Source organism: Nocardia australiensis, assembly GCF_020733705.1.
Lineage (GTDB): Bacteria > Actinomycetota > Actinomycetes > Mycobacteriales > Mycobacteriaceae > Nocardia > Nocardia australiensis.
This window is the reverse complement of sequence record NZ_JAJFZM010000006.1, coordinates 165,610-189,962: the sequence shown is the minus strand read 5'-3', so window position 1 is coordinate 189,962 and position 24,353 is coordinate 165,610. Positions and strand designations below refer to the sequence as shown.

Sequence of the window (24,353 nt, the reverse complement as noted above, 5' to 3'; positions counted from 1 at the left end):
CTCTCGAGTTCTGGCGGGTTTCTCGAGACCATGTCCGGTGTGGATACCGGTGAGCTGGCCCGAGTCGATGAGTTGCTGGATTCGTTTGTCGGTGAGGTGTTCGCGTCGCTGACGCGCAAGGATCGGGTGGCCACTGCCGGGGTGTATGTGCGTGGGTTGATGCTGGACGGTAAGCGCAAGTCGATGCAGCCGATGGCGCAGCGGTTGGGGACTGACCATCAGCGACTGCAGCAGTTCGTCACGACCTCGCCGTGGGATGTGGTTCCGGTGCGGAAAGTTTTGTCCCGCAACGCATGTGAGGTGATCACGCCGCAGGCGTGGGCGCTGGACGACACGGGGTTCGCCAAGGACGGTGACTCCTCGCCGTGTGTGGCCCGGCAGTATTCGGGCACCCTGGGCAAGGTCGGCAACTGCCAGGTCGCCGTCAGCGTGCACGGGGTGACCGACACCGCGTCCGCGCCGCTGGACTGGCGGCTGTTCATGCCCGAGAGCTGGGACGACGCTACTGCGGAAACACCGGCCGAGCAGGCGGCGATCGCGGCGCGCCGCGCCAAGGCCGCGATCCCCGACGGTGAGCGTCATCGCCGTAAATGGGAGATGGCGTTGGAAATGATCGACGAACTCCTCGAATGGGGCCGCGCCGCGCCCCCGGTCGTCGTGGCCGACGCCGGCTACGGCGACGCCACGGAGTTCCGCACCGGCCTGTCCGATCGATGCCTGCCCTACGTCGTGGCGGTCAAGGGTGCCACCACCGTCCAGCCCGGCCAGGCGCAACCGGTAACCCCGCCCCCGCCGCCGAGGGGACGCCCACCCAAACCCCGCTACCCCGATCCGCCGGTGACCTGCAAGGACATGGTCGTAGCGGCTGGGCCCACAGCGTTGCGGGAGGTGACCTGGCGCCACGGCAGCAAATCCGGCCCCGGCAACCCCGGCGCCGCGATGACCTCGAAGTTCACCGCGATCCGCGTCCGGCCCGCGAGCCGGTTCATCACCCGCGCCGACGACGGCAGTGCGCCCGAAGCCTGGCTGATCGCCGAATGGCCCACCGGCACAAAAGAACCCACCGACTACTGGCTGTCCACCCTCCCGTCCGAAACACCCATCACCGAACTCGTGCGACTGGCGAAAATCCGCTGGCGCATCGAACACGACTACCGCGAACTCAAAGACGCGCTCGGCCTGGACCACTTCGAAGGACGCTCCTGGCTCGGCTGGCACCACCACGCCACCCTCGTCACCGCCGCGCACTTGTTCCTCACCACCCTCCGGCTCACGAACCCAAAAGCACGTGGGCAGGACTGACCCTCTACGGCATCCTCCGCAAACTCCAACGCGCCCTTGTCATCTGGATCGGCACCTGCCCACTCTGCCACCACACCTTCCCCACCTAACAAAGTCCTACTAGTACCGAGCGGTCTCATTCACTGGGGACAGGCCAACCTTCCTCGAAGTCTCGATCTCCCACAACTGTCCAGCAGGCAGGGGAAGTGTCGTAACCCCGTACTGGCAGCCCCTTTTCGAGCAGTAGTACGGACACGCGACCGGTTCCGACGGCGGGCTCGAGTATCGGTCCGATGGTGTCCCGCACCAGTTGCGTGTAGAACTCGATGTCACCGAAAAGAGGTGGCGACTCGGTTTGTCGATCTCGTAGACCAGCGTGGCCAGCGGTCCATATCGCCACACCGCATCGTTGAATCGACCATGGGGGCGACGAAAAACCCGAAGCCGAATCCGCTGATCGCGAGCGGTGCGAACATCTGCGCGGAGGTGATGGCGGGACCGTAGTGCGCGTCCAGAGAGAGACACAGACCGAGCCCGGCGGCATTGATCAGCGCGCCCCGATGGTGAGGTCATCGGTGAGGCGTCCCGAGCTGAGCCCGCCAAGCCGCCCAGTGACGCGACATCGGCCGCGTACCCGGTGATGACCTAGCGCGAATCGTGTCCCGCGCAGTCGCCGCCGATCACTGTTCTGGCCGGTTGGGCTGGGCTGGGGCGCGGCGGATTCGGTCCTTGTCGTAGCGGCCACTCGGTATCCGGGAGAGACGGCACGAGCCAGCCGAAGGCGAAGACGGCGGCGTGTGGGCGATTAGCATTGTGGTATGGGGAACGACTATCGACCTCCCCCAGCTCGGCCGGGTGTCCAAGACTCGGCGCAAGGGGTAGAAGGCACCTCGATGTCGGCCTATCGGTCCCGGCTTCAGCCGGGCGAGGATGTGCTGCACCCGGACACCTGGGCCGGCCGGATTCCGCACACGGGAGGTATCGCGCCACGGTTGAGGTTCGGCCGGGATCGATGGTTCAACGTGCTGTGGCTGCATCCGATCGGTTTCGTTGTGCTGATCACCGCGGTCGCGATCGCCAAAGGCCTGCACAACGTGGCGGCTGTCGAGGACTTCATGGCACGGTATCCGGGAACCACGGCGCCGACCGGCCGCGAGGCGGGCCGGGGCATTCCGGCCTGGGTCGGTTGGCAACATTTCTTCAATCTCTTCTTGATGATCTTCATCAGGTGGGTGATCTTCTACTCCCTCGCCGAGGGGTCCGACGGTGGCACGTACTACGACGCCCATGCGATCGAACAGATGAATCACCATCTGACGATGCTCGCCTACGACATGAACGACGCCCCGCTGACATACGGACACGGTGCCCCGTTACGCCTGCGAAACGAATTACAGCACGGCTTCAAACACGTCAAATGGGTCGACGCCATCGAATTCGTCACCCACTTCCGCGAAGTCGGCGGCGGGTACGGCGGATACAACGAAGACCACGAATACTACGGCTACCGGCAGTCTCTCTAGAGCATCCACTCCAGATTCGACATGTCACCGATTGATCAGTGAGCCGGACCCGGTAATACGCGGACGCCGATGCTCGCGGGTGCTTTGCGTGACCGAGGTTCACCGTTTGCTTGACATATCACGTTGGAGTGGCAGTGTGCTGGGGTGAGGCCGGTGTCCCAGCGCGTGAAGTTCGGACACTGGTCGAAACGCCGCAGGCTCAGTCGTGGTGAAGCGATCGGTCGGTACTGGGCCTGCGGTGTTTTGATCAAATACGCCGACAGTACGAGCACTTCCGAAATGGGATACACACTCGAATTCTTGGATCAGCTCGAAGACTTCAACCGCGTGTTCCTCCAAGAGCCGGGCGGGCTGGGGACCGGCCCCTGAGAATGCGCGACACACTGCTCTGATATCCGACGGTCACAGTCCTGCTCGACATCCGGCTGTGGTCATTTCGAACCGCGCGCTATGCGGCATGACAGATCACTCGCGTGACCAATAGTCGGTGTGCGGAAGGCGGTCTGAACCCCCGGCGTCGCGGCACGGGTGAGTAGCGCGTAAGCCCGGAGTCTTGCCGGGTGCGGCGTTGCGCTACTGGAGTCCCTTGGCTGCCTTGCTGATCGCCGCGCCTGCCCGCGCCACGTCTGCTGGAGTGGTGCGCCAGTTGCTGAAGGCGGCGCGGATGGCGGGAATTCCGTTGTAAACCGTTGGCGTGACGAAGGTTTCGCCGGTGTCGGCGATCGCCTCGACCAGCGCGTGCACCCGTTCCGGAGTAGGTCGGTCAGCGAGGGTGCAGCAGACGACGTTGAGGCGGACCGGAGACAGCAGCCGGAATCGACCGGTCGCCGTCAGCGCCTCGCCGAGTTGCGCAGCGCAGGAAGTGTTGCGCTGCACGATATCCCGATGTCCTGCGCGACCGTACGCGGTGAGGGTGAACCAGGCGGTGAGCGCGCGTAGTCGGCGTGAGTTCTCCGGCACCAGGTGGCCGAAATCCGGTGCGCCTGTCGGGGCGGTGAGGTAGGCGGCGGAATTATGGAAGGCACGGACCTGTAAGTCCTGGCGGCGGGTGAACTGCACGGCGGCGTCATAGGGCACATTGAGCCACTTGTGCAGGTCGACGGACACCGAATCGGCCGCTGCCAACCCGTCCACCAGGTGTGCGTGCTCCGGCGAGAGCGCCGCGAACGCGCCGAATGCGCCGTCGACGTGCAACCAGAACGGAAACCGCTGCCGTAGTGCGGCGATGGCGCGCAGATCGTCGAAATCGACGGTGTTCACAGTGCCCGCGTTGGCGACTACGATGGCGGGCCGGCCCGACAGCGCGGCAAGCGCGTCGGCGAGCCGGTCGACGTCGACGGCCTCACGGTCGGGGAGGGTGGGCACCGATCGCACACTGCTGCGGCCGATCCCGAGCATCGACAGGGATTTGAAGATGCTCGAATGCGGTGTCCCCGACAGCACCGGTACCTGACCGAGTGCGCCGACACCGTCCTCGGCGACCGACAGCCCGAGCTGTTCGCCCAACCACTCTCGCGCGATAGCCAACCCGACAAAGTTCGACATGGTGGCCCCGGTGACGAAGGCGCCCTTATGCTCTGCCAGCCCGAACAGCTGCCCGATCCAATCGATCGTCTCCCGTTCCAGCTCGATCGCCGCGGAGTCCCCGCCGCTCATCGCGTTCTGATCGAACACACTGGTCAACCAGTCTCCGGCGATGGCGGCGGGTGTCGCACCGCCGGTGACGAACCCGAGATACCGCGGCCCGGCACTGCCGGAGAACCTCGGCTCCCAGCGTCGCCGGAACTCCGAAAGCGCTTGGCGCAGACCATGTCCGATGTCCGGTAACGCGGCCGCACGCTGTGGTTGCGGCGTCATCGCCACCGGCCGTTTGTCCAGCCCGCGCAGGACTTCCGCCGCCTCGACGCTGACGACGTTCAGCAGCGCGGTTACCTCCGCGAGGTCCTCGGCAAGTTTCGAATCCACTAGTCCTCCACGATCACACGTTCCTGGCTGCGAGACTACGAGTCACACACCCGCCTTGTCCGCGTCCACTCACCAACAACTGGACCGCCGCCCGGGGCCTACGCGACGAAGTCGCCGAACACTACGAGTCCGTCCGCAGGTACTGGCAGCCCACACCCGAGGCATATGCGGCCCTGGGACGGATGTATCTGACCGACCCTCAGCAGCGGTGGATGGTCGACCAGGTGGAACCAGACCTATCCGCCTGGCTGGCTGCCGCCATCCCTGCCTACGCGCGGAACCGACTGGGACTGCACGAGCCCCCGGCCAGCCGACCGACATGAGTGCACACGAGTTCGGACATCCGTGCAGCCGACTACGGACATGGACAGCAGGAGGCGCAGCAGGAGGAGTGGACCAGCTCACCGAAACCGCGCGGGCTGCCCGAAGCAACATCACGGCGAGCGATCTTGCAATTTTCGGTGAGAGCCCGGTGCGAAATGGGCTACAAGTGGACCGGAATGAACCGGTTGTGGACCGTTCATGAACCACGTGCCCGCGCGAAGGTGAAACAGCACCCGGTGCCGGAGTACGAAACGACTTCCCGTCGTCTCGGATGACGTAATCCGGCCGACCTAACCGCAATTACCCGTTTCGGCGTGATACGGCTGGTCGGTACCGCGCGGCTGGTGCAGCTCAGGCGATTTGGCCACCGAATCGACCGATACGTGGCCAAAAGCCATCTAGGCAGTTGGCCGTGCAATGGCGATCGAAATTCAACCAACTGAGGAATGCGATGAGTGTGCTGACTCCGAACCTGTTGTTCATGCTCGATTCGCCGAACGTCGGGCGAGGATACGCGCTGGCCGGCACGCCAGCACGGGTGCTCTCGTTGGCTGAGCACAGCCGCCGAGTAGGTGCCCAGGTGACAGTGCTGCTGTGCGACCGCGGCAACGACTACGGCACTGCGGCAGACTGGCCCGTTGAGGTCGTGTTGGTGCACCCGGACGACTATTACAACCCTGCGGCAGTGGCTGGTGTACTCGATGCGAAGGTCGACATTGTCGCCGTGTGTGAGGCGCAAACCCTGATAGCGGTCGGCCGACCGCTGGCCGATCTTCTGCACGCTCACCTGCTCTACGACGTGCACGACGATGATGCCGCATTGGCCCGCAGCTTGAACGAACCGGCCGATGCCGTAGCTCGTGCAGCCCAATTGCAGCAAAGAGCCCTCGACCTTGCCGACCTGGTAATTGCCTGTGCACAGCGCGAACTCATGCTCGCATTGAGTGCTGGTGTCCCTGGCGAACGTGTCGAGCTCATTCCCAACGGCGCGGATTCCGACTCGCTTTGCTGGGGCTCGGCAAGCAACGCACAGCGGCTAGTTTTCGTGGGGAATCTGTTCTACCGCCCGAATCAGATTGCCGTGCAGCACCTTCGGGACCATATCGTCCCGAACCTCCGTGAACTGAGCCCTTTTGCTCGGGTGCAAGTGATTGGGCGCGGGCCTGCAGAGATCACCCGTGAGACTGACGGACTCGAATTCTCCGGACCTGCTGCATCGATCGGCATGGCGCTGCGTGACGCAACGTTGGGTCTGGCACCGCTCACAGCGGGTGCGGGCTCAAAGTTGAAGGTAGTCAACTACATGGCCGCAGGACTGCCCGTCCTTGCGACCTCCGAGGCTGTGTCCGGTCTGCCGCCAGATCACCGCGGCGTGGTGATCGAGGACGACCTCGACCAGTGGGCCGTCCGGATAAGTGCCCTACTGGGTGACCCGATCTTGCTACACGAATTGGGTTTGGCAGGGCGCGATGTCGTGGATGAGGAACTGTCCTGGCAGCACATCGCTACGCAGCTGGTGCGCTGCTGTCAGAGCTGGATGGAAATTCCTACGCGCCCCCTGTCGCCGGCCGACCTCGGCCCGATGGCCGTGGCGCGCTGGAAAACCGAGCACGCGGTCCAAGGCGCGCTCGGTACGCCCCAGCACACAAAGCCCGGACATAGGGTGCGCATCACCCGGCAACGAGTACAGAGCGGTCAGCGATGACCAGGCGAATACTCGATCTTGCGAGTTGCCGCTGCGCCGTGATCGCGAGCAACGCTGTGACCGAACGGATGCGTGCCTACATCGATCCTTTTGTCGCTAGTGATACGGGGCAGCGGCCGGATGTGACGGTGTCGATCTCCTGTGATCCGCGTGCTGTGGATATCAGCCGCCAACTGTTGAACACACGGCCTCCGAGCGCCTGCCGTACCGCTCACCCGGGCAACCGCTACCTGGTGTGGATCGTCGACGACCACGAAGTTCTATTGCCCGAGTGGACCGATGACCATGTGGTCGATACCGCACCGGGGACTATCACAATCACTGGCGCTGACTTCAACGTCGCAGCGACGATCGGGACCAGGGTTATTCGCCAGCTCGTCATGCGCGGCATCGAGAACCGCGGCGGCGCAAGCCTGCACGCAGGCTGCGTCGTCGTCGGCGCCGACGGAGTGCTTGTCGGCGGGAAGGCCGGATCCGGGAAGACAACGATGCTCACCGCACTCCTCGAACGGCACGCGGCACCTGTATCCGGCGATCGGACCATGGTTATCGCCGACAGTTCGGGCTGGCGGGCAGTCGCCGTACCGCTGGCGTGGCGATTCACCCCTGAGGGTCTGTCCGGCTCTCGACTGCTCGGGCAGGCGTGGCCCGGAATGACCCCTGCTCGCGGCCGTGTCCTCGTGGAAGGCAAGGCCGAACTCACTCCTGACGAGGTCGGCCAGGTATTCGGGCGCGCACCGGTTTCGGATGCTCCAGTGCATCGCATCGTGGTGGTGGAACGCTCGCCGGAACCTCCACCCGATGTTGTCGACGGCTGGTATCTGCGTCGACACATGGATTTCGGTCGCGGTGACACCCTCGGCGAGGACTGGCTGAATCTGTTCCCGCACAACGGCAACCACGCACGCCCATCTGAGAACCTGTGGTGGACGCGTCTCGGGTCATCTGTGCCAGTAATGGCGTTGACCTGGACCGATCCCCAGCAACTGCCGCACCTGGCCCTCTCGATCCACAAGTGGATCAACTCATGAGGGGCTGCGTCCTGACCGGCGTCTGGGGTGCGGGCAAAACCACCGTGTACCAACGAATCCTGGCGAGGCTGCTCTCCGCGGACTGCCAGTCGATGGTCGCGGTTCCGCAGGCAGCGACCATCACCACCCACACCTATACCAGCGGCGACCACGACAGCCACATCGCCAGAATTCTGTCCTGGCTGCACGAGCTAACTGGATTCCTCGAGCAGGTCGACCGGCGATTCCACGCGAGCACCCTGCCCGATCACCGGTTCGCCCCCCAATGGGCACCTACCGCTGTCCTGGAATGCCTGGCCTTCGACCTGCCCGTCTATCGCCTACCGATAGATAGAGATGAACTACTCGACCACGAACAGCGTCTGGCCGACCTGGGCCTGCACCTGATAGCACTGCAGGTACCCGAAACCCGGATCCAGGAACAGTGCGTTGAATCGACACGACAACATCGAAGCCCTAAATGGGCCCGCTACCTAGAGGGATTTGGTGACACCGATCCTTTGCGGGCCGAATACATCTGCCACGCCCAGCGCCGCCTGATGTCGTGGGTCAGCACCTCACCGTTGCCGTGCACGGTCATCGACACCACCGACCGCGGCTGGGACGGCTACGCCACCCAAGCCGCGAAGATCATTCTTACCTGACAGCAGACCAAACATGCTCAGCTCCATCAGAATCCAGCCACTCCCGCAACTGACGCGAGTAGTCCGCGAACATGTCCCAGTCGCCGACCTGCGCCCAATAATCGACCCCGCTGATCAACTCCAGCCCCGTCGCCACCGATATCCGCTGTTCCCACAGCTGCGGCCACCCCACCACCGATGTGTAACCACTAGCGAACGCTTCCGCCCATTCAGGCCGATCCCCGAACATCCACATCGCGGGCTTCACGAAGTCCAGCACCGGGTCGACCCACCGCAGATGCTCGAGGTCCAGTAGTCGAAGAAACCGGCCCCGACGATCGAGCAGGATATTCGGCAGGTATATGTCCAGATGCGACGCAGCTGGGTGCACTGTGGTCAGCGCTGCGGCCAGATCGCACACCAGATCAGTGGCCGAGCCGAGCAGCGCAGCGGCCGAGGAGTCCGCCGTGGTGGTCTTCAACAACCGTCGAGTACGTACCTCGACCACTTCCGGCCACGTCCGCGGCCCAGATCCGAGCCCCATGACCGGATCGCCGAACCCTGCCACCGGTACACGGTGCAGCTGCCCAACCGCGGCACCGGTACCGCGCATCACCTCCACCATGACAGGAGCAGACAACAATGGGGCGGCCTCCTCTGCGTCGATCCCCGGTACGTACTCGAGGACCACCAGTGGCCGGTAACCGACAGCCGGGCACGCCTCAGCGAACGCCAGCAACGGTGCGACCGCGACGCCGTACTCACACAGGCGGCGGTGCTCGGCCAGTCGAGCCGTCAGCGATCCACCGAGCCCGACAAGTACCTTGCACACCAGCAAACCACGCGATGACGACATCACCCACGACACATGATTGCGTCCTCGCCGCAGCGGCCGGACCGGAAACACCTGACCGATCCCAGCCACGACCTGCCCGACCCCAAGCGCCATATCATCAGCAGTGAGCTCCGAAATCACCCTCACACCGTACGAGAGCCATCCGACAGAAAGGTCCAGATGAGCACCGCCACAACCGAACTCATCGCCCGAGCCCTCATCCGCGACGGCGACCGGCTACTCGTGGCACGCGAACGCGGAAAGCAATGGGCTTTTCTCCCAGGAGGGCACGTCGAACCCGGCGAACCGGTTGAAGCCGCGCTCGTCCGTGAAATCGCCGAAGAACTCGGCGCCCGAGCCAAAATCGTCGGCCTTGTCGCTGTCGTCGAACACGGCTACATCGACGACAACGAGACCACTCATCACGAAGTCAATCTCGTGTTCGACGCCGAACTGCAGGACGAACCCTCCAGCCAAGAAGCGCACCTCGAGTTCGAGTGGATGCCAACGGCGCAGCTCCCGACAGCCGACCTGCGCCCGAGCGCGCTGAAGGAATTCATCAGCACCACAACCCGATCGGTCTGGCACAGCTGGGCGGGCTGAACGCACACCGTCCGGCCCGAGTGCGGCGTTCCCTTTTGACACCCGGTGTCGGGACGATGTCGCGACGTAGGAAGATCAGCAGGTGAGCATCGACAGCGCCTTATTGGAAGCGGCCCGGGGCGAGTTTGCGACCATGCTTGACCGGCTTCGGGTGCTCGTGAATTGCGAATCACCGTCCAACGCTCCAAGCCAACTGGAATCGTGCGCCACGCTGCTGCACCCATGGCTGTCGACCGCGCTTGATCGGCCCGTCCAGCTGAAGCGTGCGGGCGAGAACGTGCACCTCGTGGCCGAGGCCGAGGAGCCGAAGGTGCTGTTGCTGGGCCATTTCGACACGGTCTGGCCGGTCGGAACAACTGAAGAATGGCCGTTCTCGGTCACTGACCGTATTGCTTCTGGCCCTGGCACGTTCGATATGAAGGCTGGGATCGTTCAGGCGATCACCGCGATCGAACTGCTCGCCGACTCATCGCATGTCAGCGTTCTACTGACCAGTGACGAGGAAGTCGGTTCGACAACGTCTCGGCAGTTGATCGAAGATCAGGCACGCAAGGCTGGCGCGGTGCTCGTGTGTGAACCAAGCGCTGATGGTGGCGCGGTGAAGATCGGGCGGAAAGGGATCGCCAATTATCGTGTCGAGGTCACCGGCAAGGCGGCCCATGCCGGGCTCGAGCCGGAACTCGGCGTGAATGCAGCCGTCGAGCTCGCACACCAGAGGCGCAGTGTGAGGGTATTCATCGCGCGGTCGACGCGTGGAAGCTTCACCGCCACAACACCTTTGAGCGAGGCATCGTCTGCTACACGGTAGTCGGACGTGCTCCTGCACAGATTTCCCCGCCACCACCTCTGGGGGTACGGGCTGGCATATCTCGGCGACATCTACGCCGCAACCAGCGGCGTCCCCCACGAGGTCGTCCGCGCCGCGCAAACCGCCCGTCTCCACGAACGTCTCGACACCGAAACTCTATGCACAGCAACCATTTTCGATGCCCGCGCACACACCTACACTGCGGTCACCCACCCCCACCTGCCCGAATACGAACTCCCCACCTTGGTCACCAACACCCGGGAAACCACAGACACCACGGACGCCTGGATCGAACTGTTCGACCAAAACAGCGCTGCTGCCCAGGCTTGGGCAGCAGCGCTAGCGCTCGACCCCGACGGCAACCACGCCGACATCGCCCGACTGACACACCCTGAAGCCGCCACAACCCGATATCGATGAGGGGACGGCCCGTTGGGGCCAGCCCATCCCAAACCTTAACGGCTACTGGATCGGGGCGGTGCGCTATTCCTTGCGGTGGTCGGGTTCCCGCGAGCCCCGGCATGTTCGCCGCCATGGCGAGCTGATCGGCCGATCCCGGCCAAGGACCAATCCTGGGTGGGTAGGCACGAGTCCTGTTCAGTTCACGAGGGACGGGAGAACCAGATCGCGGTAGCGTTGCTTCATCGTCTCGATCACGTCACTGCCGTCGCTGGACCATATTGCCGCATTGAAGATTTCGACTTCGACGTCACCGCGGTAACCGGCGTTGCGAATCCACTCGCTGATAGTCGCGAAGTCGATGACGCCGTCGCCCATCATGCCCCGGGACAGCAGTGGATCGGCGGTCATCGGGTTCAACCAGTCACACACTTGAAACGAGCTGATCCGCCCGGACGCACCGGCCTGCGCGATCCGTTCTTCCAGGGTCGGATCCCACCAGCTATGGAAGGTGTCGACTACGACACCCACGGTCTCCGCCGGATAAGGCTGCGCCATCGACAATGCCTGTGCCAGTGTGGAAATCACCGCACGGTCGGCACAGAACATCGGGTGCAGCGGCTCGAGAGCAAGGCGGATGCCACGCTCGGCCGCATACGGGACCAGCAGTGCGAGCCGCTCATCCACCCGCGCCCGCGTGGCGGCGAGGTTTCTGTCCGGCATACCGCCCACCACCATCACCAGTTCCCGTGTGGCCAGCGTCGCCGCGTCGTCGATGGCACGGCGGTTGTCGTCGAGTGCCGCCTGTCCGTCGCCCGGCTCGGTCAAGAATCCGCCGCGGCACAGACTGGAGACGCGCAACCCCGCATCGGCGACGATCTTCGCCGCGGTGGCGGCACCGACCTCGTCGACCCGATCGCGCCACAGGCCCACCGCACCGAGCCCCGCGCGGGCAGCGCCATCTACCGCCTCGGCGAGCGTCCACATTTTGGTCGTTGCCGTATTCAAAGACAGCGACCGGTACGGATCGGCGAGATCGAATGGCGACTTCTGTGCCGCAACCGAAGTCATGAGCTCAATCCGTTCAGTTCGAGGTAGACCCGCATGCGGTGCGCGGCGAGTTCCGGATCGGATAGCAGTCCGGCTTTGTCCGCGAGCTGGAACAGTTCGGCCATATGCGGCACGGAACGGCCCGTGGACAGGCCCGCGACCATCGAGAAGCCGGGTTGCTTGCCGTTGAGCCACGACAGGAAAGCGATACCCGTTTTGTAGTAGTACGTCGGTGCCGCGAAGATATGCCGCCCGAGTTCCTGAGTGGCACTGAGGATTTCCGACGCGCGCGCAATATTCCCGTTGTCGAGTTCCTGTAGCGCGGTCGACGCGGCGGGGTAGATCGCCGCGAAGACGCCCAGCAGTGCATCCGAATGACCTTGCGCATCACCGATGATCAACTCGGGATAGTTGAAATCGTCGCCCGTATACAGCCGTATCCCGTCGGGCAGTGCGCGGCGGAGGGTGACCTCGTGTGCGGCGTCGAGCAGTGAGACCTTGACTCCATCGATCTTCGATCTGTTGTTATCGATGAGCGTGCGGAACGTCTCGGTGGCGGTCTCGATATCGGCGCTGCCCCAATATCCTTGCAGCGCAGGGTCGAACATGGTGCCGAGCCAGTGCAGGATGACCGGTCGATCGACACCGGCGAGCAACTTCTCATAGACCCACATATAGTCGGCGGCCGAATGCGCGACCCGAACGAGTGCGCGCGAGGCCATCAGGATCACCTGTGCTCCGGCGTCGGTCACCACGTCGATCTGCTCGCGATACGCATCGACGATCCTGGCGAGTCCGGCCGATCCGGAGGGGAGTCCGGCGAGGTCGAGCTGATCGGTTCCGGCCCCGCAGGCGAGCCTGCCACCGACCGATGCCGCCTCGGCGCCGGATCGCCGGATCAATTCCGCGCTCGCCTGCCAGTCGAGGCCCATTCCGCGCTGTGCGGTGTCCATGGCGTCGGCGACACCGAGCCCGTAGGACCACAATTCGTGTCGGTAGGCCAGGGTCGCTTCCCAGTCGATGGCGGCGGGAGCGCCCGGTGTGTTGTCCGTCGACGCTCGCGGAATTACATGTGCGGCAGCGAAAGCCACTCGGGAGACGATCGGCCGTGTCGGCCGCGTCCAGGCGCCGGGGGTACTGAGAATGTACGGTTCGAGTCGGCCATCGACGGGCAGCATGACCGACACGCCAGTGGACGTCGCGGTCACAGCGTGACCTCCGGAATCTCGATCCGACGGCCCTCGGCGGAGCTGCGCAGTCCGAGTTCGGCCAGCTGAACACCGCGCGCGGCGGAGAGCAGCCCATAACGGTGCGGCCGTTCGTTCACCACGTCGGTGAGGAACTCCTCCCACTGCAACTTGAATCCGTTGTCCAAATCCGCGTTCGCGGGCACTTCCAGCCATTGATCGCGGAACGGCTCGGTGATCGGGAGATCCGGATTCCAGACCGGCTTGGGCGTATGCGAGCGATGCTGCGCAACGCATGTGCGCAATCCGGCGACGGCGGAGCCGTGCGTTCCGTCGATCTGGAACTCGACGAGCTCATCGCGGTACACGCGCACTGCCCACGATGAGTTGATTTGCGCGACAACCCCGTTCTCCATCTCGAAGATCCCGTAGGCGGCATCGTCGGCGGTTGCCGGGTATGGCTTGCCCTGTTCGTCCCATCGGGTCGGGATATGAGTCGTTGCCTTCGCGGTGACCGTCTCGACCTTGCCGAGCAGCCCCTCGAGCACGTAGTTCCAGTGACAGAACATGTCGACCACGATGCCGCCGCCGTCCTCGGCCCGATAGTTCCAGCTGGGGCGCTGAGCGGGTTGGCTGTCGCCCTCGAATACCCAGTAACCGAATTCACCACGCAGCGAAAGGATCCGGCCGAAGAAGCCTTCATCGATGAGCCTGCGCAACTTCACCAGGCCGGGCAGGTAGAGCTTGTCATGCACGACGCCCGCGGTGACGCCGGAGTTCGCGGCCACCCTGGCGAGTTCGACGGCCTCGGCCAGCGTTTCGGCGGTCGGCTTCTCGGTGAAGACGTGCTTGCCCGCTTTCATCGCAGCGGCGAGTGCCTCGGCGCGCCGTGAGGTGACCTGCGCATCGAAGTAGATATCGATCGACGGGTCGGCGATGACAGCGGCGGCATCGGTGCTCCATTCGGCGATGCCGTGTTGTTCGGCGAGTTCGGCGAGCTTGGCGGCATTGCGGCCCACCAGGATCGGCTCCACCTGGACGCGGGTGCCGTCCTGGAGCAGCAGCCCACCGGCGTCGCGGATCGGCAGGATCGATCGCATCAGGTGCTGGCGGTAGCCCATGCGACCGGTGACGCCGTTCATGGCGATGCGGAGCGTGCGCGGGGGAGTGGAATCGGGCATTGGTATGTGCCTCTTCTGATTTGCGTGGCTGACGACACCAGAATGGGTCGTGGACGGTGCGGATGGACCCGCACACGGCGAGTGGACAAGTCAGCGTCGGAATGCGCTTTCCAAGTTATGCTAGTCCCGATATCCGGTCAACCCCCACGCGTACCGAGGGAACGAGGCACGAAGCCATGGCGGCTGTGAGATTGCAAGACGTCGCGATCCGGGCGGGCGTCTCCCAGGCGACCGCGTCACGCGTGCTCAACGGATCGTCGCGGATCCCGGGCGAAGGCGTCGCCGACCGAGTTCGCGCCGCCGCCGCCGAATTGGGTTATGTGGCAAATGCCCAGGCCCAGGCCCTGGCGCGGTCTTCGACCGGGCTCCTCGGACTCGTCGTGCACGATATCGCCGACCCCTACTTCTCCTCGATCGCGCAGGGCGTCCAGACGGCGGCGCGCAGGGCGGGCAAACTCGTACTGCTGGCCAGTACGCACCGCGATTTCGATATCGAACGCGAATCCGTGAGCACCTTCATCTCCCACCGCGCCGACGCGATCATCCTGGCGGGCTCACGCCAGAGCGGGGATCTCGATCGCGACCTCGAGAAGGAATGCGCGCGGTATCTGGACAACAGCGGCAAGGTGGTCGTGATCGGACAGCCGCTCTCCTTCGGCGCCGCCGTAGAGCCCGAAAACCACGCGGCATCAGCGCAATTAGCGCACGCCCTACTCGGGCAGGGCCACCGCAATTTCGCCGTCATCGGCGGGCCGGGCAATATCAGGACCGCCGTCGACCGGCGCAACGGCTTCGTTGAAGCTCTCGCGACGCAAGGCGTGACACCGCTGGTGGAGATCGCGGGGGACTTCTCCCGTGACGGTGGTTTCAGTGCCGCGCGCCGGCTCATCGCCGCATTGGATCTGCATCCGGGACAAGCCGATGACGTCCCACCCTGCGTATTCGCTGTGACGGATGTCATGGCGATCGGGGCGATCGCGGCCTGGCGCGAACTCGGCTTTTCGGTTCCCGAGGACGTCTGCGTCGCCGGATTCGACGATATCCCAACGCTGCGTGACCACGTGCCGGGTCTCTCGACGGTAGCGCTGTCGCTGGTCGATATCGGCGAGCGTGCCGTGAGGCTCGCGCTCGATGACTCCGCCACGGCATCGCATGCCCACGAATTCGTGCCGGGGCGGGTGATCCTGCGCGACAGCAGCGCGATACGACGCGTCTGACCTGCGACAATTTCGAACCCTTGACACTGTGGGTCCGGTCACACTAGCCTCGGTCCCAGCTTCGGAAAGCGCATTCCCAGCGGGTGCAGTTCGAACCCCGCTCCACTACTAGCTTTAGGACTCCAGATGGCGGTAGTCACGTCCGTCGCGGCCAGTTCCTCCGCACCGAAAGCGACCCAACCCGTTCGCACCCGGCGCCGGAAGCTCCCATCCCTATCCACTATGTGGTCGACCATATGGCGGCCGCTCGCCCTGGTGGCGGTGCTGGTCGTCGCATGGTGGGCCGTCACGAAGTTCGAACTCGTCGAGCCGTACATCCTGCCGTCGCCGGCGGATACCTGGCGAACCGCTGCCGACAACTCGATGTACCTGCTCCAGAACACTTGGGTCACCACCTACGAAACGGTGGTCGGCTTCATCATCGCCGCGCTGATCGGCGAAGCCGTCGCACTGGTGATGATCTACTCACGCGGTATCGAGCGAACGATGTACCCCCTCATCCTATTCGCGCAGGTCATCCCGAAAATCGCGATCGCACCGCTGTTCATCGTGTGGCTCGGCTTCGGCACCAGCCCCAAGATCCTCGTCGCTGTGCTGATGGCGTTCTTCCCGATCGTCATCTCCGGTATGGCCGGGCTGCGCTCGGTGGATCCCGAGATCCTCGAACTCACCTCCACCATGGGCGCGAGCAATTGGAAGACGTTCGTCAAGGTGCGGTTTCCCGCATCGCTGCCACAGTTGATGTCCGGCCTCAAGATCGCCGCCACCCTCGCGGTCACCGGCGCCGTCGTCGGCGAATTCGTCGGCGCCAATGAAGGTCTCGGCTATGTGATCCTGCAGGCCAACGGAAATATCGACACGGCAATGCTTTTCGCTGCCCTGATCATCATGTCCATGCTGGGCATCATCCTGTTCGCGATCATCGAAATCGCCGAGCAGTTCCTCATTCCATGGCACGCCTCCCGTCGATCCACGGCCTCGGTCGTCGGCGCGGCATGAGCGGTCAGGCCCGGAGGCGGCAGCGGAGCGTAACCACGCAGGGCCCCGCACATGCCGACAAAGGGCACAGCATGAGCATGTCGAACGCACCATATTCGCGCCACAGCTGGAGAACTCGCATGAAACTCGGAACGCGCACATTCACGACGATCGGCGCTGCCGCGGTGGCATCGGTCCTGGTATTGACCGGCTGCGGGAGCGGCGGCAACGACACGAAGGACCCTGGTATCGACGGGAAGACCACCGCGGTGTCGCTGATGCTCAACTGGTACCCGTACGGCGAGCACGCGCCGTTCTATTACGGGGTGCAAGAGGGCATATTCGCCAAGCACGGCATCGACCTGAAGATCTCGGCCGGGCAGGGCTCGACCAAGACCGCGCAGGCCGCCGGTTCGAAGCAGACCGACTTCGGCTGGGCCGATACACCGGCCGTCCTCAGCAATATCGACAAGGGCGTCAAAATCAAGAGCGTCGGCGTCTTCCTCCAGACCACGCCCTCGGCGGTGCAGGTATTCGCCGATTCGAATATCCGGACACCAGCCGATCTCGCGGGCAAGACGATTGCCGTCTCCGCGGGCGACGCACCGACCACGACCTTCCCCGTCTATCTCGACAAGGCAGGCGTTGCGGCGGATCGGGTAACCCAGCAGAGCCTCGACTCGGCGGGCAAGATATCGGCGATGCTCTCGGGCCGCGTCGATGGGCTTATCGGCTTCGCGCACGACCAAGGCCCCACCATCGCGAACAAGAGCGGCAAGGAAATCCGCTACCTGCGGTATTCGGAACAGGGCCTGAACTTCTTCAGCAATGGGCTGATCGCCAACCAGGCCACCATCGAATCCTCGCCCAAGTTGGTACAGGCCATGCTGGATGCGACGAGTGAGGCGTTCGCCGCCGCGGTCGCGAAGCCAGAGGCAGCGGTCGCCGCGATGGAAGGTAAGGATCCGCAACTGCCGCCGCAACAGGTGCTGCTCCAGCAGTGGCAGCAGACCATCCCTCTGCTCGGCACGCCGGAGACTGCGGGTAAGGCGCCGGGAACCAATTCCGAAGCGGACTGGCGCGCCACCGTCGATGTCCTCAGCAGCGCGGGGCTCCTCGACAAAGCTGAGGACCCGGCCAAGTACTGGGACTCGAAGTTCACGCCGACCAGCAAGCCGTGACCGGAGCAGCTGACGATATGAGCACACCAACCAAGACCATTGCCCGTACCGATACCGCGGTCGCGGTGGACAACCTGACCGTGCGGTTCTCGTCCAAAAGGGGTGAGGTCACCGCGCTGCAAGACGTCGGATTGCAGGTCGGCAGAGGCGAATTCGTCTCGATTGTCGGTCCGTCCGGCTGCGGCAAGTCGACGTTGCTGAAAGTAGTCGCTGGTCTTACCGACCCGAGCGGAGGCAGCGTCGAACTCGGCGGCGCCCCCGTGCGTGGGCCGCAGCGCAATATCGGCTATGTATTCCAGCGTGCCGCGCTGCTGGAGTGGCGGACCGTTCGCAAGAACATCCTCCTGCAAGCCGAGATGCGCGGCATGAACAAACGGGCCGCCGCGGCCGAATGCGCACGACTCATCGAGATGACCGGGCTCAGCGGATTCGAGAACGCACTCCCGCACGAACTCTCCGGCGGCATGCAACAGCGGGTTTCGCTGTGCCGGGCCCTGCTGCACGAACCGGAAGTGCTGCTGATGGACGAGCCGTTCGGCGCACTCGACGCGCTCACCAGGGAACGGATGAACGTCGAGTTGCATCGGATCTGGCGGGAGACCGGCACGACGGTACTGCTGGTCACCCATTCGGTGGCCGAGGCCGTATACCTCGCCAACCGGGTGGTAGTGATGAGCCCGAGGCCGGGCAGGATCGTCGAATTGCTCGACGTCGACCTGCCCGCGCACCGGGATTACGGGACGACAATGGAGACGCCGGAATTCATCACGGTCGCCAACCGCGTCCGGGACCTGCTCGGCTCGGTGGCACACGCGGACTGATATTCGATCACCGCCGTCGAGCCGACACATTGATAAGGAAGTCAACCGCGTGAGGGTTCTGGTCGCCCCCGACAAGTTCAAAGGAAGCCTTTCCGCGTCCGAAGTGGCCGACCGGCTGGCGGAGGGCCTGGCGTCAGCGGGGATCGACAGCTATCGGATGCCGCTGGCCGACGGCGGCGACGGCAGTGTGGACGCCGCGATAGCAGCAGGTTTCGCTCCGCATTCGGTGACGGTGGCCGGGGCGGCGGGGACCCCGACATATGGGGGAATCGCAGTCGGCGACGGCACTGCTGTGGTCGAGGCCGCCAACACCTGCGGCCTCAACACGCTTCCGAACGGCCGCCCGTTGCCGCTCGACGCGAGCAGTCTCGGAATGGGGCAAGCCATCTCGCAGGCATTGCGATATCGGCCGCACCGGCTTGTCCTCGCCCTCGGTGGCAGCGCCAGTACCGACGGTGGGATGGGACTGCTCGCAGCGCTCGGCTTCACCTTCGCCGACGCGACGGGTAGACAGCTGCGAGCATGCGGACGGAATCTGGGCCGAGTCCACACCGTCGACGCATCCCGGGCGGCGAAGTTGACCGGGATCGAGATCGTGGTCGCCGGAGACGTCACCAATCCCTTGCTCGGACCGAACGGTGCGGCGGCGGTGTACGGGCCGCAGAAGGGGGCCGCCGAAGCCGAGGTGCGGTTTCTCGATGCTGGTCTGAACAACCTCGTCCAAGCGTTCGCTCGCAGCGGCTATCCGGACGCGATGGCGGTCGCGGCGGCAGCCGGAGCGGGCAGCGCAGGCGGAATCGGCTTCGCGGCGTTACTGCTCGGCGGCAAGATCGTGTCGGGCGCCGAGTTCTTTCTCGACTTGTTCGAGTTCGATCGGCACCTGCCCGGATACGACCTGGTGGTCACCGGGGAGGGGAGTATCGATGAGCAGACCGGTAACGGCAAACTGCCCACGGTCCTGGCCCGCCGCGCCCATCCCGTCCCGGTTGTCGCCGTGGCCGGTCGGAGCACATTGTCCCGAGACCAATGGGGTCCAGCGGGTTTCACGGACATTTACGCCCTCGGCGACTACACCGACAGCAATACTGCCGCTGACCCCGAGCTGACCCGGCGACTGCTGACCCGGATCGGCCAGCAGATCGGAGTCTCGGGTGGGTATGCCGTGTCGGCGGAGTGCGGTCAGGACGGTGGTGTGGGCGCCGCCGAGGCGCTGACCGACTCGCTCAACGATGCCCGGCCTCGAGGTTAAAACTCGAGCTCAGTGAGCGTCCGGGAACTTTCGTCAGTGCGCTGGTCAGGGCGTTCCAGCTCGCCTTTGCGGGTCGGACGCGGCAACTGCGCACCTATGTCGGCCAGGTAGGTCTCGAACGCGGTTCTGTGGTAGCCCTTGTCGGCGACCGAGGGGCTGACCCGGCCGGTCGGTGATCAGATGCGGGTCGGCGTCGAAAACGCTGCGGCGGAAGCGCTGGCTGAATAGGCCCGTCGCGCAAAGGCTTCAAAGATGATGTGGTCTGCTTCCGAGTGCGGTCACAGTTTCGTGTTCCATCACTTCGCTTGCCGCCCGTTCACCCGATCGAATGGCTCCGTCGACCCAACCGCACATGACGGCAGAGCTCTCGGTTCCGGCCCAGTGGAGACGGCCGCAGGGTTTGCGCAGGGCATGGCCGAACTGTGTAAGCACACCTGTTGGTGCGTGACTGAGCATCCCGCCACCGGAATAGGGCTCGATACTCCAGTTCTGTTCGATGTAGTCGATGGGGGAGCCGGCCTTTTCGCCGAACCGCTCGACGAGTGCACCGAGGATCGCTGCCCTTCGCTCGGCCTCATCGAGTTGTCCGATCTGCCGCGCGATGGGCCCCTCGGTGATGACGCACATGACCCCAGGTTGCCCGGTGTCCGTGCAGGCATCGATGGTGACGGTTGCGGGTGATCTCGGTGCGGCGGACTGCCCCGACAGCCCGTCGCGACGCCAGAACGGCTCGTCGTACACGGCGGCAATCTTGAAGATCGCGCCGCTCGGCATCCGCTGATGCAGGAACGATCGATCGACCGGCAGCATCGGCTCGTACAGGATCTGGCTTGCGATCGCCAAGGGAACTGCCACGATCACCCGGCGTGCACGCACGGTCAACTCGTCGGAGCGTACGGTCACCCCGTCGGCATCCTGATGGATGTGCCGGACCGGCTGCGACAGGTGGATCGAGTCGCCGATTTCGGCCGCCATCGGCCGGTAGATGGCACCCATGCCCCCGACTGGTCGAGCATCCTCGGCCGCATCCTTGACTCCGAGGACGAAGCGCGGTCCACCCCCCGACGCCATCTGGTACAGCACGAAGAGCAGTGACACCTCCGAGGCAGCCGAGGTGTAGCAGCCGGCGATGGCGGCCTCGAGGAGCTCATGGGCCGGCTTGGACAGGATGTTGCTATCCAGCCATTGCGCCAGCGTGATCTGATCCCACTTGTCAGCATTTTTCGCAGTCCACGGAGCTTCGAGGGGAATCGATTTGCACATATGTCCCAGCTCGAGAAATACCGCACCAAGGTTCATCGCCGCCCAGGGGCTCATCGTCCACGGGATCGTGCCCGTATAGCGGTACTGCTTGCCATCGACCACCATCATGGCCTCACCGTCGGTGTACTGCTTGTAACTCGGTACCCCGAACTCATTCATCAATGCATAGATCCGGTCCTGGCCCGGCCCGATCCAAGCGCCACCGCGATCGATCCAGGACCCATCCTCGCGCAATTCGGTGAACGTTCGCCCGCCGAGCCGGTCCCGAGCTTCCAGCACCGCCACCGATCGGCCCGCCTGTTTCAGCCGCAGGGCGGCCGTCAATCCCGCGAATCCCCCACCGACTACACAAAAGTCGACGTCTGTCATGGAGAGCCGTCCTTGTATTGAAGTTCTGTGCGTGGCCACCGCGCGGCCGGGCGCACTGCTGGTCGCACCCTCGACATAACAGGCGCGAAATCGCCTTCAATTCGACCTACCCCTCGAACCTGGCAATTCTATAGCAGTGCCGCAGTGACTCGAGCCGCGAATTCGAAGCGCACATCACCGAGGTGCACCACAAGGCGTACCCCGCTTCCTCTGGATCCGGAGACATTTAGATGCGGAGACATTCCGGTTATCCATGCCAGAACCCTGCAATCTCGAACGACGCCTTCGCGGACCGCTCGGGACTATTTGGGGAGGACGTTTTGCAGTTCGCGGAGCGCGTGTTCCGCTATTGCGAGGACATTGTGTTCCTGTGCCAGGTAGTCCGCGAAGCCTTGTTCCTGCGCTTGGCGCAGGTGGGGTGGGAGCGGCTGGTTCAGTTCGGCAATCGCTTGTTGCAGTAGCGGTTCCATCTGGGCGCGCAGATCAGCGTTACCTGCGGCTTGGTTGTCGAGTTCGAGTTGCCCGCCCGCCACTGCGTAATCGTAGAGCTCGTGTTCTTGTTGCTGAGCCGGGTCTATTTCTATTCGTCCGTTGACGAAGTGTGAATAAGACACGTATTTCGCGTCCGCGGTGCGTACCGCTGCGACATGCGCGGGTGCATTCTGGTTGAAGAGCACGGCCGCCTCTTCGATGGTGGGCTCGTCGGTGGCGTGGACGATCCAGGGCCGCCCTGGTGCGCCACTGTCCTGGCACAGGGCGGTGATGTCGAGGCGATCGGCGAGATGTGCGTATCGCGCATCCCCGCGCCATGCGCTCCCTCCTGCGGCGATCGTCAGCAGCAATGGGGTGATATCGGCGCTGGAAGTGAGCTGTCCACGGGTACTTGTCGCAGACGTGGGGCTCAGCAGGCCGCGAGGGTCGTGCACATACAGCGGCACCCTGATCGCCTCGTCGTAGGCCGCGCCACCTTTACCGTGCAGCCCGTGCGAGCCCGCGTAGTCCCCGTGGTCGGAGGTGAAGACGATGACGGTGTTGGCGGCGACATCCGGGCGCTGGTTCAGCGCGTCGAGTACCCGGCCGATCTGGATGTCGACCTGCTGTTGCAGCCACAGGTAGAGGTTGCGCATGTCGATCCACTGTTGCTCGGCACCCGGAGTTCCGTAGGGCGCCAACCCGAACGCGGCGGCCGAGGCTTCCACCAGCGCAAGCTGCAGGCGTGGCTTCCGGGCCAGCTGCTCCAAGGTTTCGTAGTTCGCGGGCAGCTCGTTCATCCAGCGTGGAGTGTCGAGCTGCGCTTGGAGGCGTCGGGTCCATCGGGGCCACCACTGGATGTCATGCGGATTGACCAACGACACCGTGCAGCACCACGGCGACCGACCTGCTTCGGCATCGAACCATCCGATGAATTGGTCGACGATGGTCGGGTCCATCTGCAGGCCCTGTCCGGGCGCCCCGTTGGGCGAGGGATAGGTGCCGCCCGTGAATCCGTAATCCGCCAGTGCCCCCGGAGTCGTGTCCGAATCATGGCCGAGATGCCATTTCCCCCACCACGTCGTCTCATATCCGTGTTCGCGGATCATCGAGCCCCAGGTGGGGAACAACGGCGACAATGTCGACTGCGAGGTCATCATGCAACCGGTCTGATGCGAGTACAAGCCGGTCAGCAGGACCCCGCGCGACGGCGTGCAGTCGTTGGCCGCGGTGTAGTGCTGGTCGAATGACACAGCACCGCAGCGGATTCGAGCGATGTTCGGCAGTATCCCGTCCAGCGCTTCCTGGTCGGGGAACCACATCGGCGCGCGCATCTCGTCCACGAGGACCACGAGAATGTTCGGCTTGTCGGGGTCGATATCGGCGCGGGCTTTGCCGGCCCCCGCCGCGCCCGACGCCGCGGTGGCAGCCGTCGCGGCCGCGGCACCGCGGGCAAGGAAACCGCGCCTGCTGATCGACATGCTGCTACTCCATTCACGGAATGTTGCACATCTCGATTACCTGGAATTTGGTCGAGCAGTCGGAAACCATACCGAAGTGTCGCTACAGATTCGGGGAGCATCGTCCGGCGCCGAACTCGACCGCAATCTGCACTATAAGGGAATGGCCACGCGGGAGGGTTCAAGACAGCCATCAGTGCGGTCGCGTTGCCGCCTTCCACATGGGAGATGTCAAACGGTTCCTGCGCCGGTTCTTATCGACCCACCGGCTCGACAGCCGGCAGGATCATTGCCCGCTCGAACTCGGTGACAGCCGCAGCCGGTGTCGCACATCAGTTCAGTGAGGCGGATGGCGGTGACCGCCTCGTTACTCTGACATGCCGCGTTGTGTGCTCACGTAGATCAGCTCGGCAGCCGTCGCGTTCGATTCGGCGGCTTCGTCCCGCTGTGTTCCACTCTCATATTTCGGTGCTGGTCCGCTGTCGTGGAAGTTGAGGTATGTCAGGGGATTTGCTCGACACGCGGGCGATCGCGGCCGAAGCCGTCGGAGTATGAGTTGCAATTGGAACTCGGACCGGAATCGTTTCAGTCACGCGGTGATGGCGTCACGATAAACCCTCGGTCGGGGATGGTTTGCCCGGGGTGCGTGGCCCCTGCGAATTCGGTTCGCTGCCTGTCGATTTCGCGGTGCCGCCGCGACGGACGCGGCTGTGGCCCCGATATGGAACCGAAACACGTTTGCTACCAATCGATTCGGTCGAGCTTCGGGGCGAGCGGATTGTCGTACCATCCGAGTAACTTGGCGGTTATCAGCGCCCCATCGAAAGTC

At 64.2% G+C, this 24,353-nt stretch carries 20 protein-coding genes and 1 pseudogene; 14 read left to right on the top strand and 7 right to left on the bottom strand.

The features are described 5' to 3' along the window. The first annotated feature begins 39 nt into the window (after positions 1-39). Both LKE06_RS24320 and LKE06_RS24315 read left to right on the top strand, forming a co-directional pair. Positions 40-1,302 (top strand): IS701 family transposase, encoded by a 1,263-nt coding sequence (locus LKE06_RS24320; protein WP_228001681.1) that lies wholly within the window; start codon positions 40-42, stop codon positions 1,300-1,302. Positions 1,303-2,507: 1,205 nt separating this feature from the next. Beyond that, positions 2,508-2,804: pseudogene (locus tag LKE06_RS24315) on the top strand (molybdopterin-dependent oxidoreductase); the annotation flags it as partial. A 573-nt stretch (positions 2,805-3,377) separates the two neighbouring features. Here the strand turns inward: LKE06_RS24315 and LKE06_RS24310 are convergent. Next, positions 3,378-4,769 (bottom strand): pyridoxal phosphate-dependent decarboxylase family protein, encoded by a 1,392-nt coding sequence (locus LKE06_RS24310; protein ID WP_228001680.1) that lies wholly within the window; start codon positions 4,767-4,769, stop codon positions 3,378-3,380. Positions 4,770-4,792: 23 nt separating this feature from the next. On the opposite strand from LKE06_RS24310, the gene LKE06_RS33320 reads away from it, so the two are divergent. The 4 genes from LKE06_RS33320 (at position 4,793) to LKE06_RS24290 (ending at position 8,473) form a co-directional block, all read left to right on the top strand. Continuing rightward, positions 4,793-5,092: a TipAS antibiotic-recognition domain-containing protein gene (locus LKE06_RS33320; RefSeq protein ID WP_228001715.1), complete on the top strand. Its 300-nt coding sequence runs from the start codon at positions 4,793-4,795 to the stop codon at positions 5,090-5,092. 452 nt (positions 5,093-5,544) lie between these two features. Then, the gene (locus LKE06_RS24300; RefSeq protein ID WP_228001679.1) at positions 5,545-6,798 is read left to right on the top strand and encodes a glycosyltransferase family 4 protein; all 1,254 of its coding nucleotides are present in this window, start codon (positions 5,545-5,547) and stop codon (positions 6,796-6,798) included. A gap of 56 nt (positions 6,799-6,854) precedes the next feature. Continuing rightward, positions 6,855-7,829, top strand: coding sequence for a phosphoenolpyruvate carboxykinase (ATP) (locus tag LKE06_RS24295; protein WP_228001678.1), 975 nt, complete (start codon positions 6,855-6,857; stop codon positions 7,827-7,829). After that, complete coding sequence (locus LKE06_RS24290) at positions 7,826-8,473, top strand: hypothetical protein (RefSeq protein ID WP_228001677.1); 648 nt, start codon at positions 7,826-7,828, stop codon at positions 8,471-8,473. The genes LKE06_RS24295 and LKE06_RS24290 overlap by 4 nt, the downstream gene beginning before the upstream one ends. Here the strand turns inward: LKE06_RS24290 and LKE06_RS24285 are convergent. Continuing rightward, on the bottom strand, positions 8,466-9,428 hold the full coding sequence (locus tag LKE06_RS24285) for an aminoglycoside phosphotransferase family protein (protein ID WP_228001676.1): 963 nt from the start codon (positions 9,426-9,428) through the stop codon (positions 8,466-8,468). The two genes, LKE06_RS24290 and LKE06_RS24285, sit on opposite strands and share 8 nt — an antisense overlap. Before the next feature lie 39 nt (positions 9,429-9,467). Here LKE06_RS24285 and LKE06_RS24280 point away from each other — a divergent pair, with 39 nt between their 5' ends. The 3 genes from LKE06_RS24280 (at position 9,468) to LKE06_RS24270 (ending at position 11,118) form a co-directional block, all read left to right on the top strand. Further along, positions 9,468-9,890, top strand: coding sequence for an NUDIX domain-containing protein (locus LKE06_RS24280; RefSeq protein WP_228001675.1), 423 nt, complete (start codon positions 9,468-9,470; stop codon positions 9,888-9,890). 82 nt (positions 9,891-9,972) lie between these two features. Next, entirely contained in the window at positions 9,973-10,698 is a 726-nt protein-coding gene (locus tag LKE06_RS24275) for a M20/M25/M40 family metallo-hydrolase (protein ID WP_228001674.1), read from the top strand. A gap of 6 nt (positions 10,699-10,704) precedes the next feature. Then, entirely contained in the window at positions 10,705-11,118 is a 414-nt protein-coding gene (locus LKE06_RS24270) for a hypothetical protein (protein ID WP_228001673.1), read from the top strand. Positions 11,119-11,295: 177 nt separating this feature from the next. On the opposite strand, the gene LKE06_RS24265 is transcribed toward LKE06_RS24270, so the two are convergent. Genes LKE06_RS24265 through LKE06_RS24255 form a run of 3 tightly spaced genes read right to left on the bottom strand, consistent with a single transcriptional unit; the run spans position 11,296 to position 14,515 of the window. Continuing rightward, positions 11,296-12,168: a sugar phosphate isomerase/epimerase family protein gene (locus tag LKE06_RS24265; RefSeq protein WP_228001672.1), complete on the bottom strand. Its 873-nt coding sequence runs from the start codon at positions 12,166-12,168 to the stop codon at positions 11,296-11,298. After that, a complete protein-coding gene (locus LKE06_RS24260; RefSeq protein WP_228001671.1) occupies positions 12,165-13,355 on the bottom strand; it encodes a dihydrodipicolinate synthase family protein in 1,191 nt (396 codons plus the stop codon). Before LKE06_RS24260 ends, LKE06_RS24265 begins: the two co-directional genes overlap by 4 nt. Further along, positions 13,352-14,515 carry a Gfo/Idh/MocA family protein gene (locus LKE06_RS24255; RefSeq protein ID WP_228001670.1) on the bottom strand — a complete coding sequence of 388 codons (1,164 nt, stop codon included), beginning with the start codon at positions 14,513-14,515 and terminating at the stop codon, positions 13,352-13,354. Before LKE06_RS24255 ends, LKE06_RS24260 begins: the two co-directional genes overlap by 4 nt. 176 nt (positions 14,516-14,691) lie before the next feature. Between LKE06_RS24255 and LKE06_RS24250 the strand changes: the two genes are divergently transcribed. The 5 genes from LKE06_RS24250 (at position 14,692) to LKE06_RS24230 (ending at position 19,961) form a co-directional block, all read left to right on the top strand. Further along, a complete protein-coding gene (locus LKE06_RS24250; protein WP_228001669.1) occupies positions 14,692-15,732 on the top strand; it encodes a LacI family DNA-binding transcriptional regulator in 1,041 nt (346 codons plus the stop codon). A gap of 126 nt (positions 15,733-15,858) precedes the next feature. Further along, complete coding sequence (locus tag LKE06_RS24245) at positions 15,859-16,731, top strand: ABC transporter permease (RefSeq protein ID WP_228001668.1); 873 nt, start codon at positions 15,859-15,861, stop codon at positions 16,729-16,731. A 119-nt stretch (positions 16,732-16,850) separates the two neighbouring features. Then, on the top strand, positions 16,851-17,891 hold the full coding sequence (locus LKE06_RS24240; RefSeq protein ID WP_228001667.1) for an ABC transporter substrate-binding protein: 1,041 nt from the start codon (positions 16,851-16,853) through the stop codon (positions 17,889-17,891). Between the two features lie 17 nt (positions 17,892-17,908). After that, positions 17,909-18,712 carry an ABC transporter ATP-binding protein gene (locus LKE06_RS24235; protein ID WP_228001666.1) on the top strand — a complete coding sequence of 268 codons (804 nt, stop codon included), beginning with the start codon at positions 17,909-17,911 and terminating at the stop codon, positions 18,710-18,712. A 49-nt stretch (positions 18,713-18,761) separates the two neighbouring features. Continuing rightward, entirely contained in the window at positions 18,762-19,961 is a 1,200-nt protein-coding gene (locus LKE06_RS24230) for a glycerate kinase (RefSeq protein ID WP_228001665.1), read from the top strand. A gap of 246 nt (positions 19,962-20,207) precedes the next feature. Here the strand turns inward: LKE06_RS24230 and LKE06_RS24225 are convergent, their stop codons facing one another. Both LKE06_RS24225 and LKE06_RS24220 read right to left on the bottom strand, forming a co-directional pair. Beyond that, positions 20,208-21,593 (bottom strand): flavin monoamine oxidase family protein, encoded by a 1,386-nt coding sequence (locus LKE06_RS24225; RefSeq protein ID WP_228001664.1) that lies wholly within the window; start codon positions 21,591-21,593, stop codon positions 20,208-20,210. Positions 21,594-21,895: 302 nt separating this feature from the next. Then, positions 21,896-23,545, bottom strand: coding sequence for a sulfatase-like hydrolase/transferase (locus tag LKE06_RS24220; protein WP_228001663.1), 1,650 nt, complete (start codon positions 23,543-23,545; stop codon positions 21,896-21,898). Positions 23,546-24,353: the final 808 nt, after the last annotated feature.

Coding starts and splice junctions, on each gene's coding strand:
- LKE06_RS24245 (WP_228001668.1), top strand. CDS start 15,859: ATGGCGGTAGTCACGTCCGTCGCGGCCAGTTCCTCCGCACCGAAAGCG.
- LKE06_RS24220 (WP_228001663.1), bottom strand. CDS start 23,545: ATGTCGATCAGCAGGCGCGGTTTCCTTGCCCGCGGTGCCGCGGCCGCG.
- LKE06_RS24280 (WP_228001675.1), top strand. CDS start 9,468: ATGAGCACCGCCACAACCGAACTCATCGCCCGAGCCCTCATCCGCGAC.
- LKE06_RS24255 (WP_228001670.1), bottom strand. CDS start 14,515: ATGCCCGATTCCACTCCCCCGCGCACGCTCCGCATCGCCATGAACGGC.
- LKE06_RS24225 (WP_228001664.1), bottom strand. CDS start 21,593: ATGACAGACGTCGACTTTTGTGTAGTCGGTGGGGGATTCGCGGGATTG.
- LKE06_RS24235 (WP_228001666.1), top strand. CDS start 17,909: ATGAGCACACCAACCAAGACCATTGCCCGTACCGATACCGCGGTCGCG.
- LKE06_RS24265 (WP_228001672.1), bottom strand. CDS start 12,168: ATGACTTCGGTTGCGGCACAGAAGTCGCCATTCGATCTCGCCGATCCG.
- LKE06_RS24300 (WP_228001679.1), top strand. CDS start 5,545: ATGAGTGTGCTGACTCCGAACCTGTTGTTCATGCTCGATTCGCCGAAC.
- LKE06_RS24290 (WP_228001677.1), top strand. CDS start 7,826: ATGAGGGGCTGCGTCCTGACCGGCGTCTGGGGTGCGGGCAAAACCACC.
- LKE06_RS24250 (WP_228001669.1), top strand. CDS start 14,692: ATGGCGGCTGTGAGATTGCAAGACGTCGCGATCCGGGCGGGCGTCTCC.
- LKE06_RS24240 (WP_228001667.1), top strand. CDS start 16,851: ATGAAACTCGGAACGCGCACATTCACGACGATCGGCGCTGCCGCGGTG.